The following is a 12,243-nucleotide window of genomic DNA, read 5'->3' on the forward strand; positions in this document are numbered from 1 at the left end:
TCCTTTTCCGGTTCAGGTTATTTCTGCCGTATTGCTAAGGGACTGCAGAGATAACGGTATTTACGCACTCATATTTTCCTTACGTGCGCGTCGCTTCTGATTAAAGCCTAGTACAATCAGCAGTAACAGTGCAGGAACAAACACCCATTCTTTCATTGGTCTGTCTGCTTCTACAACTACCCATTTGATTTCCCAGTCAAAATCAATGCCGGAAGTTTCAGCAGGGCTACCGAATTCGACCATGTCAACGATCATTCGGCCATCAACGTCATTAAGCATCAGTCCTGTTGAATCGATTCGGGCCTGAGCTGTTTCAGCCTGATCATCAAATGGCAGGCGAACCGTTTTTTCAATATGTTCACCTTCCAGATTTTCCCCGGCAACCCGAAGCTCAAGTGATTGTCCCACATCGAGTTTTTCAGCAATGTGCGCTATCTCAACTCCCGGACGTAATTCCTGGGCCGGATAGATCATATCCCACCAGAATCCGGGTCTGAAGAAAGAAAATGTCAACAGAAGCAGAAGCAGTGTTTCCCACCATTTATTACGGGTAAACCACCATCCCTGTGTGGCAGCAGAGAAGAGAAGCATCGCTATTATTGCAGAACTTACCGTCAGAGCCAGATGCCACCAGGTATCAATACCCATAAGAAGCAGTTGAGTGTTAAAGATAAACATAAACGGCAGAATGGCAGTCCGGATATCGTAGGTAAAGCCCTGAATACCGGTACGGATAGGATCCGATTTTGCAATAGCTGCCGCTGCAAAGGCAGCCAAACCTACAGGTGGCGTATCGTCAGCCAGAATACCGAAGTAGAACACAAACAGGTGCACAGCGATCAGCGGAATGATCAGGCCGTGAGCTGCGCCTAATGTGACAATAACCGGGGCCATCAATGTTGATACAACAATGTAGTTGGCTGTAGTTGGCAGACCCATTCCCAGTACCAGACTGATGATTGCAGTAAACAGCAGCATCATAATGACACTGCCGCCAGAGATGAACTCCACAAAGTCGGTCATAACCAGTCCGATACCTGTCAGTGTTACGACACCAACGACCGTCCCGGCTGCTGCTGTAGCCACCCCGATACCGATCATATTACGGGCACCTGATACCAGACTCTCTGAAAGATCGATACAGCCGGCTTTGACTTCTTTGCCGATATTTTTCTGTTTAGACATCAGTGCCAGCAGAGGGCGTTGTGTCAGCAGAATAAAGATCATAAACACAGTTGCCCAGAAAGCGGACAGACCCGGAGAGAAACGCTCAACGGTCAGGCACCATACCAGTACTACAATTGGCAGTAGGAAGTGCAGACCAGATTTAACGGTTGGACCGGCTTCCGGAACTTCAGTCAGCTCTTCATCAATCGCCATTCCGGCATGTTCCTGATACCGGGCTGATACATTAAGCAGTGCCAGATACACCAGCATGAGTAATACGGTTACGATTGCTGTCGCTGTGCTGCCGAATACGTCTTTGGTCCAGCCGATACCGTAATAAACAACGGCACTGGTGATACAGAGTCCAAGAATCGTTCCGGTAAAGGAAAGCAGGCTTTGTACAACCGATGGTTTAACCCTGCGGGGAAGACCGGTCATACCTGCTTTACAGGCTTCCAGATGCACGATATACAGCAGTGCGATATAGGAGATCAATGCGGGTAACAGAGCGGCTTTGATTACCTCAACATAGGAAATACCGACATATTCCACCATAAGGAATGCTGCCGCCCCCATGATTGGCGGGGTTAACTGACCATTGGTAGACGCTGCTACCTCAACTGCACCGGCTTTGGTTCCGGGGAAACCGACTCGTTTCATCAGCGGAATAGTAAATGTTCCGGTTGTTACCACGTTGGCAATGGATGAACCGGAAACCAGACCGGACAAGCCAGATGCAACTACTGCTGCTTTAGCTGGCCCGCCACGCATATGTCCGAGTAGTGAAAAGGCGACCTTAATAAAGTAAGCCCCTGCACCGGCTCGTTCCAGCATCGCACCGAACAGCACGAACAGAAATACGAATGAGGTTGAAACACCTAGTGCAACACCAAAAACGCCTTCTGTTGTCAGCCATAGGTGAGACATCGCTTTATTCAGGCTGGCACCTTTATGTGCGATAACATCGGGCATATAAGGGCCGGCAAAGGTATAAGTAAGAAACACGGCTGCGACAAGCATCAGCGGTGGCCCCAGTGCCCGTCGGGTTGCCTCAAGCAGAAGCAGCATCCCGGTTACGGCTGTGATGATATCCAGAGTCGTCGGAGCGCCTGAGCGTCCAGCCAGATCAGCATAGAACAAATAGATGTACGCTGCAGAAAAGCTGCCAGCCAATGCCAGTAGCCAGTCGATGACGGGAACATGATCCCGTGGTGAATGTGTGCGTGCCGGATAGGCGGTAAATGCCAGAAAAATAGCAAATGCCAGATGAATGGATCTGGCTTGTGTGTCATTAAGTACGCCAAAATCAAAGATGAATGGCAGTGGAGAGGCGTACCAAAGTTGGAATAATGACCAGCAAAGAGGCACAAACCACAAGATGCGACCCGGAATGCCTGAAGGATTACGGGCTCCGGTATCGGCCTGTGCCACCATATCGTGCACATCTTGAGACGGAATGTTTGTCTGCGTCATGTACTGTTATCCTTATAATTGATGGTCGTGTTAAACAAAGACACCGGAAGGTGTTACATTCCGGGTCGGCCACAGCAAATGGTTTTCGACCAGATGAAAACCAATAAAAACTGTATCAATAACGGGTGTTATGTTACGGATACTGGTTGGTCGGTATCAGTACCGATTTGTTATTTTTATTCAGATATAAAAACTACTAAGGAGGCGGGTGCCTCCTTAGTCATTCAGATTAAGCGAGTCGTACTGCCTATCTTACTTAAGGAGACCTGCTTCCCGGTAATACTTTTCAGCGCCCGGATGCAATGGGATAGAAAGACCGGCTTTAACCATATCTTCTTTCTTCAGGCTAGCGAAAGCCGGATGCAGGCGTTTGAATGTATCGAAATTTTCAAACACAGCTTTTGCTACGTTGTAAGCCACTTCATCCGGAACATCACTGGTGGTAACCATGGTTGCTGCTACACCAAAACTGTGTACGTCAGAATCTGTACCTCGATACATGTCTGCAGGCACAGTGCTGTAGGCATAGTATGGATTTTCCGCTACGATTTTATCAATTTCAGAGCCAGTTGCGGAAACCAGTTTAGCATCACAGGACGTTGTTGCTTCTTTAATGGATCCGTTTGGATGGCCAACCATATAAATGAAGGCATCAATTTTGTTGTCACACAATGCCTGTGAACGTTCAGAACCTTTCAGTTCAGAAGCCAGCTTAAAGCTGTCGTTTGTCCAGCCGAAAGCATCCATTACCACACCCATTGTGGCACGGTCACCGGAACCCGGGTTACCAATGTTAACGCGCTTACCTTTCAGGTCGGCAACGTTGTTGATTCCGGAATCTGCTCGCGCAATGATGTTAAATGGTTCTGTGTGCAGGGAAAACATTGCACGCAGTTTTTTATACGGTCCTTGTTCTTCAAATTTACTTGTACCGTTATATCCGTGGAACTGCCAGTCTGACTGAACAATACCAAAATCCAGCTCACCGGCACGGATGGTATTGACGTTGTAGATAGAACCGCCTGTCGATTCTACTGAACAACGGATATTATGTTCGTTACGACTTTTGTTGACGAGTTTACAGATGGCACCACCGGTCGGGTAGTAAACACCTGTAACAGAGCCTGTACCAATAGTAATGAAGTCTTGAGCCTGAACGGCTCCTGCACCCATAACTGCTGCGGCAATAGCGCCCACTTGGACAAGTTTTTTAAATGCCATGAATTTCCCTTCCTTTTATTAATTGTTGTCCGGTACTTACTTTTAGTAAGAAATCTTACTAAGGATAGTATGCACCGAAATTTCCTAAGTTAGAAACGGCATCTTTTCCGGTATTAGAGACTGGAAAAGTGACTGAATAATACCAAAAAAACGGCACATAATTATATGAAAGTAGTTTTCAGCAGAAAAAATGCCTGACGGAAAAAGAATAATTCAGGGTAATTATTGATGTGATTGTCTTAAAAATCAGTCAGTTGCATCAAAAAGTGTTTTTTGCATTAATTTTTACAAAATCGTGATCGTTATCACGGAATAATAATTTAGAGCTTTATTCCTGTGATCTGGTCCAAATTAGGTTTATTGAGCGTACTCAAACAGAGTGCAAACTGAGTCAAAAAGCTGCTCGGTAGAAACCTGCAGAGTTGGGGTGATAAAAATAGTATCATCACCTGCGACGACGCCCAGAATCCCCTCTGATTTACCCAGTGAGTCAAGTAATCTGGCGATCAATTGTGCCGCCCCTGGTCCGGTGTGGATAACGACAACCGCATTGTTGTGATCAATATCCAGTACCAGTTCCCTTAGCGGGCTGGATACGGTCGGCACGCCCAGTTCGGCAGGAAGACAATATACCATTTCCATTTTCGCATTGCGGGTACGCACGGCACCAAACTTAGTCAGCATGCGGGAAACTTTCGACTGGTTAATATTTTCAAAACCGTCCAGTTTTAATGCATCAACAATTTCACCCTGTGAGCCGAATCGCTCTTCTTTTAATAGTGCCTTAAATGACCGGACCAGATTGTCCTGTTTTTCTGAATTACGCATGACTTATATTCGTATCGAAACCTATTGAGAGGGCATTCTCGCATATCAAGCCTGAGTTAGCCAAGCAAAGCCCGGAAAAATGCAAGTAGTATCACTTAATATATGTGGTTGTTCAGTGAGTGGAATTACGCTGGGATGTCTGGTGGATATAAGTTTAAGGTTATGAAAATTAGGGGAATAATTTGAACTTTGATCTGTGCATTGCGTTAAGTCTCAAAGCTGACGTTAATTAATTGTAATCAAAGAATGCCTCAACTAACGTGAGGTTATGTTGTTTATAAAATATTCAGAAAATCACGTGAAATTTATATAAAAATTAAACTTACCCTTAAGGAGAACTACTTATGAAAGTAGCTGTTATTGGTGCCGCTGGAGGCATTGGACAGGCTCTGGCCTTACTCTTGAAGCTCCGGCTTCCGGATCATGCTGAACTGGCTCTGTATGATATTGCTCCTGTTACACCTGGAGTAGCGGTTGATCTTAGTCATATTCCGACCACGATCACTATTGAAGGACATTCAGGTGATGATCCCAGCCCTGCTCTGGAGGGGGCTGATGTGGTTATTGTCTCTGCTGGGGTAGCCCGTAAACCGGGAATGTCACGCTCCGACCTGTTTAATGTCAATGCATCTATTACTCAGTCAATCATAGAAAAAATAGTAGAGGTTTGCCCTAAGGCTCTGGTTTCCATCATTACCAATCCTGTTAATACCCTGGTACCTATTGCTGCTGAGATCATGAAAAAAGCCGGCGTTTATGATCCGCGCAGGCTATTTGGTGTGACGGCTCTGGACGTTCTGAGAGCTGAAGATTTTGTTGCTGAACTGAAAGGTATTGATGCGGATAAGGTTTATGTACCGGTTGTATGTGGACACTCTGCATTTACCATTATGCCGTTATTGTCTCAGGTTAAGGGGCTTTCGTTCACAGAAGAAGAGGTGCTTTCTCTGACTTCCCGTATACAGAATGCCGGAACTGAAGTTGTAGAGGCTAAAGCTGGTGGTGGTTCGGCTACACTCTCTATGGCTGAAGCCGGGTGTGAGTTTGCATTGTCTCTGGTCAATGGGTTAATGGGGAAAGAGGACGTTATTGAGTATGCTTATGTTGAAGGTAATACTCCGTATGGACGATTTTTTTCTCAGCCTGTCAGGTTAGGTAAGGAAGGCGTTGAAGAGTTTTTGGATCTTGGTCCTTTGAGTGAATTTGAACAGTCTGAATTGGAAAAAATGGCAGAAATATTGGCAGTGGATGTGAAGAAGGGTGTCGATTTTATAGAATAATACTGCTGATTATGTTTGTTTTTTAGCAGAAAAGAGCAGATGACGTGTGCATCTGCTCTTTACATTGTTTTTATTTATTTCGTTTTACTGCCAGATGAGCCAGAGCAATCAGCGCATCTTTGTAAACTGAATCAGGAATAACCGTCAGTTCGGAAATGGCCTTATCTGCTTCTTTATGTGCTTTTTCTGTGGTGTATGTTAGTGCTCCGGTTTCATCCATCGCCTGTAGGATTTGTTCCAGCTTATCCATACCATTTGCTTTTTCAATAGCTTCCCGGATCATGGCTGACTGCTCAAAAGAACCATGATGCATAGCGTACAGAAGAGGTAACGTCGGTTTACCTTCCGCCAGATCATCTCCGACATTTTTCCCCATTTCTGCACCATCTGCGGTGTAATCCAGCACATCGTCTATAAGCTGAAATGCCGTACCCAGATACTTGCCATAATTCTGCATCGCAGTTTCGACTTCTGCCGGAGAATCGGTCAGAATGGCACCAATTTGTGTTGCAGCTTCGAACAGACGAGCCGTTTTGGAGTAAATCACCTGCATATAATTGTCTTCTGTCGTTTCGGGATCATTGCAGTTGATTAATTGCTGGACTTCCCCTTCAGCAATGACATTAACGGCCTCACTCATCAGAGCCAGGATCTTGAGGGATCCCAGACTGGTCATCATCTGAAAGGAGCGGGTATAGATAAAATCTCCGACCAGCACACTGGCTGCATTGCCGAATGTCGCGTTGGCTGTGGCCTTACCCCGACGCATATCTGATTCATCAACAACGTCATCGTGAAGAAGTGTTGCTGTATGCAGAAATTCAATAAAGGCAGCTGCGATTGTATGCTCTTTTCCCTGATAACCTAACGCTCTGGCTGATAATACGGCCAAAAGGGGACGAAGGCGTTTTCCCCCTCCGCTGATAATGTAGAAACCCAACTGATTGATTAAAGTAACGTCTGAATCCAGTTGAGCCAGGATTGTCTCGTTTACTTTTGTCATATCATCAGCGGTAAGAGCCTGGATGGCTTTAAAATCCATGGTAATTCCAGTCAAGGTACTGCCCGGTAAAGGCTATAAGTTTGTAATTATTGACTGATATTAGACTAAAAATTATTGCCAAATGCACCACCAAAAGGCATGATTCAACCACTTTTCTTTGGCGATTAGGTTTTCGCCAATTTTTTAAAAATATGGCTTGTCATGGGGCATTCATTCGCGTAGAATCTGCGCCCTATTGATGATTAGTTTAGCGCACACCCGAATTGCAAAATTAACTGCAGAGGCTGTGCGGAAAAAGCGGAGTAAAAAATGTACGCTGTTTTCCAATCTGGTGGTAAACAACACCGTGTAAGCGAAGGTCAAACTCTTCGTTTAGAAAAATTAGACGTTGAAACAGGCGCAACTGTTGAATTCGACAAAGTACTTCTTGTAGCTAACGGTGAAGAAATCACTGTTGGTGCTCCTCTGGTAGAGGGTGGCAAGATTACTGCTGAAGTGGTTAAGCACGGTCGTGGCGATAAAGTTAAAATCGTTAAGTTCCGTCGTCGTAAGCACTCTCGTAAGCAACAGGGTCATCGTCAGTGGTTCACTGAAGTGAAGATCACTGGTATCAACGCTTAATCTTTATTAGGAGAGTTTAACAATGGCACACAAAAAAGCTGGCGGTTCTACTCGTAACGGTCGCGATTCAGAAAGTAAACGTCTGGGTGTTAAGCGTTTCGGTGGTGAATCAGTTCTTGCGGGCAACATCATTGTTCGTCAACGTGGTACTAAGTTCCACGCTGGTAACAATGTTGGTATCGGTAAAGACCACACTCTTTTCGCTCTATCTGATGGTAAAGTGAAATTTGAAGTTAAAGGTCCTAAGAACCGTAAATTCGTAAGCATCGAAGCTGAATAATTTTAGCTTCTAGCTGAATTTAAAAGCCCTGCCTGTTTGGCGGGGTTTTTTATTTATGCAGAACAGATAAGCAGGCATTCTGAACAGAATATCTACTTATCTGTTTCGTTATGCATTTTTATGTTCCGGCATAGGATGGCATAAAGAGCTATATTAATGAATGATGCGATGGTTTTTATACCATTCTGATAGGATTTCAGATCATTCAGGGCAAAGATTTTCCCATCTGGTATAAGTCAGATATACATTCCCTCGTGTGGGCATGGGAACAAGAAATAGCAATGATATTGCAACGCAAGTAATGCGGAGTAAAAAATGAAGTTTGTTGATGAAGCGGTAGTGAAAGTAGACGCTGGTGACGGCGGTAATGGTGTGGTCAGCTTTTGGCGTGAAAAATTTGTCGCCAAAGGTGGTCCCGACGGTGGTGATGGTGGTGATGGTGGTGATGTTTATATTGAAGCCGATGAAAACCTGAATACCTTGATTGACTACCGCTTTCAGCGTTTTTATGCTGCCGAGCGTGGTGAGAATGGCCGCGGAGGTAACTGCACCGGTAAACGTGGTAAAGATAAGGTACTGAAAGTGCCTGTTGGCACGCGTGCGGTAGATATTCACACGAATGAAATTGTCGGTGAAGTTGCAGAACATGGTAAGCGCGTGATGGTTGCTAAAGGCGGATGGCATGGACTGGGCAATACCCGTTTTAAATCGTCAGTAAATCGTGCTCCGCGGCAGAAAACTCTCGGAACAAAAGGTGAAGTACGTGAACTGCGTCTGGAGCTGTTGTTGTTGGCCGATGTGGGTATGCTGGGTCTGCCTAATGCGGGTAAATCTACATTTATCCGTGCGGTATCTGCGGCTAAACCTAAAGTGGCAGATTATCCGTTTACCACTCTGATCCCAAGTCTCGGTGTTGTGAGTGTCGTACCGGAAAAAAGTTTTGTAGTAGCCGATATTCCGGGGTTGATTGAAGGGGCAGCAGATGGTGCGGGTCTGGGTATTCGCTTCCTTAAGCATCTGGAACGTTGTCGTGTTCTGCTGCATATGGTCGATATCCTGCCTATAGATGGTAGTGATCCGATTCAGAATGCACTGATGATCATCGATGAATTAGAACAGTATAGTGAAAAAGTTGCGGGTAAACCGCGCTGGTTAGTATTTAATAAAGCGGATCTTCTGCCTGAAGATGAGGCGGATGAGAAGATCAATGAAATTCTGGAAGCATTAGGCTGGGAAGATCGTTATTTTAAAATCTCAGCAGTGAACAAACAGGGAACCAAAGAGCTTTGTTATCAATTGGCAGAGTTTATGGAGTCGTTACCGAAAGAGAAAACAGAACAGTCTGAAGCAGATAAAGTTGACTTTATGTGGGACGATTACCATAAAAACGCAATGTCAGGAACAGATGTCGTTACAGAAGATGACTGGGACGATGATTGGGATGACGATGATGATGAAGACGATGGGCACGTTATTTATGTGAGGGAGTAAGTGGAAAGTAAGCAGAGGTCGATATCCCGTCTGATTGCTCAGGCGGGTCAGATGTTGCTGGCTCATGGTGCGGAAAGTGCACTGGTTGGTGGCATTATGCATAGAATTGGGTTGGCTGCTGGTATGGACGAAGTCGAAGTTTCCCTTTCTTCGAGTTCACTTGTGGTAACAACAGTGACCAACGGACACTGCATTACTACTGCTCGCCGGTGTGCTGACCGGGGAATCAATATGTGGGTAGTGACAGAAGTTCAGCGCACCTGCATTATGATGGAGAGAGGGATAGCCGACTATAAGATGGCTCAGGAGCGCCTGAACCAGATTTCTCCCAGACGCTATAATCGCTGGCTGGTCGTGTTTATGATAGGCCTGTCGTGTGCTTCTTTCAGCCGGCTACAAGGTGGAGACTGGACGATCTTTGCTATTACTTTTTTGGCTTCTGCTGTTGGTATGATTGTACGGCAGGAGATAGGTCATCGACATTTTAATCCTATGTTGAATTTTGCTGTGACCGCATTTGTGACGACATTGATTTCCTCTCAGGCAATGATTTACGGTTGGGGAAATCAGCCTTTTATTCCAATGGCGGCAGCTGTTCTGATGCTGGTACCCGGTTTTCCTCTGATTAACTCTGTGGCTGATGTGCTTAAAGGCTATACCGATATGGGGATCGCCCGTTTTATGATGGCGAGTATGCTGACTCTGGCTACCTGTCTGGGTATTGTCGGAGCTATGACTGTGATGAATGTCTGGGGATGGGTAAGTTGATGGAACTGTTGTTTGCCTTGCTGAATGATATGTTTTTTGCTGCCATACCGGCGGTCGGCTTTGCGTTGGTATTCAATGTACCGCATAAGGCATTGATTTATTGTGCTGTTGGTGGTGCATTAGGGCACGGTAGCCGTTTCCTGTTTATGCAGTTTGGTATTCCTATTGAGTGGGCGACCTTTTTTGCATCCACGGCAGTTGGAGCGATAGGCATCCACTGGTCACACAAATTTTTGGCGCATCCGAAAGTCTTTACTGTTGCTGCATTGATCCCTATGGTTCCCGGTGTGTTTGCCTACAAGTCGATGATCGCACTGGTAGAAATTAACCACGTTGGATATTCAGCAGAGCTATTGTCTGCTATGGCAGAGAACTTTCTGAAAGCCATGTTTATTATTGCAGGACTGGCGCTTGGCCTGGCATTTCCTGCAATGATTTTTTACCGGCGTAAACCTGTGGTGTGAACATAATCACTACCACTAAGCTTTTTACCGCTTTCGAGTTTTATTGTTATTTCGGTATTTTATTGTTATCCCGGTATTTTATTGTTGTTCCCGCAAAGGTGGAAGCAGGTAAAAATATCAGCAGGATCACAAGTTTCGTCCTTTTCAGGTGAGACAAAAAATTCTTAACAGAAGGTTTTTATTAATGAAAATCAGTATGATTGCCGCAATGGCACATGGTGGAACGGTAGATAGAACTCAGCATTCTTATCCGTCAGAAGCAAGTGCCCGCATTATTGGTAAAGATAATCAGATGCCGTGGCATCTTCCTGCTGATTTTATCTGGTTTAAGAAACAGACAATGGGAAAGCCTGTAGTGATGGGAAGAAAAACCTATGAATCTATTGGGCGTCCTCTTCCCGGCCGTCTGAATATCGTGATTAGTCGGGATAAAGGACTGACAATAGAAGGTGTCACAACCGTGACTTCAGTAGAAGAAGCCATCGCCACCGCAGGTAACTGTGAAGAGCTGATGATTATTGGTGGCGGATCTATTTACGAATACTGCTTACCCAAAGCGCATCGTCTGTATCTGACATTGATTGAAGCGGACATTGATGGCGATACACAATTTCCGTCATGGGGTTCTGAAGAATGGCAATGTACTTATACGGAAGATTATCCTGCGGACGAAAAGAACCCCTATGCTATGCACTTTGTGATTCTGGACAAAACGGCAGGCTGATGATTTTTCAGGGATTAGGGTAACGTAAGGGATTGAGATAAATACGATGTGTTCTCAGGCTTCGGTGTGGGAACGTATCTGATACAACGTCAACAATCCTTACTGAATTTTTTCTTCTAATGCTGCCTGAGTAAAATACTGCTTATCTTCCCAGCGTAGCATCGTCAGCTCTCCACCCCAGACACAACCTGTATCCAGACCGATAACATCCTGACCATAATGCCCGTTTAATGCTGCCCAGTGGCCAAAGATAATGATTTTATCCCAGAATTGTCTGTCTGCCAGTTTAAACCACGGAAGCAGTACTTCTGCATCCACTTCTTGCGGAGGAAGTTTGCAGTCCATATCCAGTCTGCCGTCAGGAAAACAGAAGCGCATACGGGTAAATGCATTGATAATATATCGGTAGCGGTCAATGCCGGTAAGCGTTGGATCCCATCGATCCGGCGTGTTGGAATACATCTTTTCAATCAGCCACTGCCAGTGATTATTGCTTTGCAAAATGCTCTCGACTTCACGGGCAGCAGACTGAGCCTGATTTCTGTCCCACTGTGGGGAAATTCCGGCATGGCAGACAACAAATTCATCGTGTTCTGCCATTAAGGGCTGGTGGCGCAGCCAGTCAAGCAATTCTTCCTGATCCGGAGCATTGAAGATGCTGGCTGTCCTGTCTTTCTTTTTCAGAGGATGAACTCCGAGGCTAACGGCCAGCAGGTGCAGATCATGGTTACCAAGCACAGTAACGGCAGAGGAGCCCAGCGATTTGACCAGTCTCAGAGTACTGAGTGAGTCGGGACCGCGGGCCACCAAATCACCGGCAAACCAGATTGTATCCTGAGCCGGGTCAAAATGAACACGTTCCAGTAACAGCTGCAGTTCATTAAAACAGCCCTGAATATCGCCGATAATATAATTTGCCACAG

General features: G+C 45.5%; 12 protein-coding genes. 7 read left to right on the forward strand and 5 right to left on the reverse strand.

Going from position 1 to position 12,243, the window contains the following annotated elements:
- Nucleotides 1-60: 60 nt before the first annotated feature.
- From CSW98_RS12155 to argR, 3 genes are all read right to left on the reverse strand, one after another.
- Entirely contained in the window at nt 61-2,640 is a 2,580-nt protein-coding gene (locus tag CSW98_RS12155) for a TRAP transporter permease (RefSeq protein WP_100800756.1), read from the reverse strand.
- A 252-nt stretch (nt 2,641-2,892) separates the two neighbouring features.
- On the reverse strand, nt 2,893-3,861 hold the full coding sequence (locus tag CSW98_RS12160; RefSeq protein WP_100800757.1) for a TAXI family TRAP transporter solute-binding subunit: 969 nt from the start codon (nt 3,859-3,861) through the stop codon (nt 2,893-2,895).
- Nucleotides 3,862-4,218: 357 nt separating this feature from the next.
- Entirely contained in the window at nt 4,219-4,689 is a 471-nt protein-coding gene (gene argR, locus CSW98_RS12165; RefSeq protein WP_100800758.1) for a transcriptional regulator ArgR, read from the reverse strand.
- A gap of 344 nt (nt 4,690-5,033) precedes the next feature.
- On the opposite strand from argR, the gene mdh reads away from it, so the two are divergent.
- Entirely contained in the window at nt 5,034-5,969 is a 936-nt protein-coding gene (mdh, locus tag CSW98_RS12170) for a malate dehydrogenase (protein WP_100800759.1), read from the forward strand.
- A 70-nt stretch (nt 5,970-6,039) separates the two neighbouring features.
- On the opposite strand, the gene ispB is transcribed toward mdh, so the two are convergent.
- Complete coding sequence (ispB, locus tag CSW98_RS12175; RefSeq protein ID WP_100800760.1) at nt 6,040-7,011, reverse strand: octaprenyl diphosphate synthase; 972 nt, start codon at nt 7,009-7,011, stop codon at nt 6,040-6,042.
- 270 nt (nt 7,012-7,281) lie between these two features.
- Here ispB and rplU point away from each other — a divergent pair, with 270 nt between their 5' ends.
- The 6 genes from rplU (at nt 7,282) to folA (ending at nt 11,320) form a co-directional block, all read left to right on the forward strand.
- Nucleotides 7,282-7,593 carry a 50S ribosomal protein L21 gene (gene rplU, locus CSW98_RS12180; protein ID WP_100800761.1) on the forward strand — a complete coding sequence of 104 codons (312 nt, stop codon included), beginning with the start codon at nt 7,282-7,284 and terminating at the stop codon, nt 7,591-7,593.
- A 22-nt stretch (nt 7,594-7,615) separates the two neighbouring features.
- Nucleotides 7,616-7,873, forward strand: coding sequence for a 50S ribosomal protein L27 (rpmA, locus tag CSW98_RS12185; protein ID WP_100800762.1), 258 nt, complete (start codon nt 7,616-7,618; stop codon nt 7,871-7,873).
- A gap of 315 nt (nt 7,874-8,188) precedes the next feature.
- Entirely contained in the window at nt 8,189-9,364 is a 1,176-nt protein-coding gene (gene cgtA / locus CSW98_RS12190; RefSeq protein ID WP_100800763.1) for an Obg family GTPase CgtA, read from the forward strand.
- Nucleotides 9,365-10,132: a threonine/serine exporter family protein gene (locus CSW98_RS12195; RefSeq protein WP_100800764.1), complete on the forward strand. Its 768-nt coding sequence runs from the start codon at nt 9,365-9,367 to the stop codon at nt 10,130-10,132.
- Nucleotides 10,120-10,596, forward strand: coding sequence for a threonine/serine exporter family protein (locus CSW98_RS12200; RefSeq protein WP_100800765.1), 477 nt, complete (start codon nt 10,120-10,122; stop codon nt 10,594-10,596). The genes CSW98_RS12195 and CSW98_RS12200 overlap by 13 nt, the downstream gene beginning before the upstream one ends.
- A 184-nt stretch (nt 10,597-10,780) precedes the next feature.
- Nucleotides 10,781-11,320 carry a type 3 dihydrofolate reductase gene (gene folA / locus CSW98_RS12205; protein ID WP_100800766.1) on the forward strand — a complete coding sequence of 180 codons (540 nt, stop codon included), beginning with the start codon at nt 10,781-10,783 and terminating at the stop codon, nt 11,318-11,320.
- 99 nt (nt 11,321-11,419) lie between these two features.
- Here folA and apaH read toward each other — a convergent pair whose 3' ends face one another.
- Nucleotides 11,420-12,241, reverse strand: a complete 822-nt coding sequence (gene apaH, locus CSW98_RS12210; RefSeq protein ID WP_100800767.1) for a bis(5'-nucleosyl)-tetraphosphatase (symmetrical) ApaH — start codon at nt 12,239-12,241, stop codon at nt 11,420-11,422.
- Nucleotides 12,242-12,243: the final 2 nt, after the last annotated feature.

It is taken from the genome of Vibrio sp. HA2012 (assembly GCF_002812955.1).
In the GTDB taxonomy this organism is placed as follows: Bacteria; Pseudomonadota; Gammaproteobacteria; order Enterobacterales; family Vibrionaceae; genus Vibrio.

Excerpts from the sequence above, each read along its gene's own strand:
- CSW98_RS12155 (WP_100800756.1), bottom strand. The coding sequence starts at position 2,640 with ATGACGCAGACAAACATTCCGTCTCAAGATGTGCACGATATGGTGGCA.
- CSW98_RS12160 (WP_100800757.1), bottom strand. The coding sequence starts at position 3,861 with ATGGCATTTAAAAAACTTGTCCAAGTGGGCGCTATTGCCGCAGCAGTT.
- argR (WP_100800758.1), bottom strand. The coding sequence starts at position 4,689 with ATGCGTAATTCAGAAAAACAGGACAATCTGGTCCGGTCATTTAAGGCA.
- mdh (WP_100800759.1), top strand. The coding sequence starts at position 5,034 with ATGAAAGTAGCTGTTATTGGTGCCGCTGGAGGCATTGGACAGGCTCTG.
- ispB (WP_100800760.1), bottom strand. The coding sequence starts at position 7,011 with ATGGATTTTAAAGCCATCCAGGCTCTTACCGCTGATGATATGACAAAA.
- rplU (WP_100800761.1), top strand. The coding sequence starts at position 7,282 with ATGTACGCTGTTTTCCAATCTGGTGGTAAACAACACCGTGTAAGCGAA.
- rpmA (WP_100800762.1), top strand. The coding sequence starts at position 7,616 with ATGGCACACAAAAAAGCTGGCGGTTCTACTCGTAACGGTCGCGATTCA.
- cgtA (WP_100800763.1), top strand. The coding sequence starts at position 8,189 with ATGAAGTTTGTTGATGAAGCGGTAGTGAAAGTAGACGCTGGTGACGGC.
- CSW98_RS12200 (WP_100800765.1), top strand. The coding sequence starts at position 10,120 with ATGGGTAAGTTGATGGAACTGTTGTTTGCCTTGCTGAATGATATGTTT.
- folA (WP_100800766.1), top strand. The coding sequence starts at position 10,781 with ATGAAAATCAGTATGATTGCCGCAATGGCACATGGTGGAACGGTAGAT.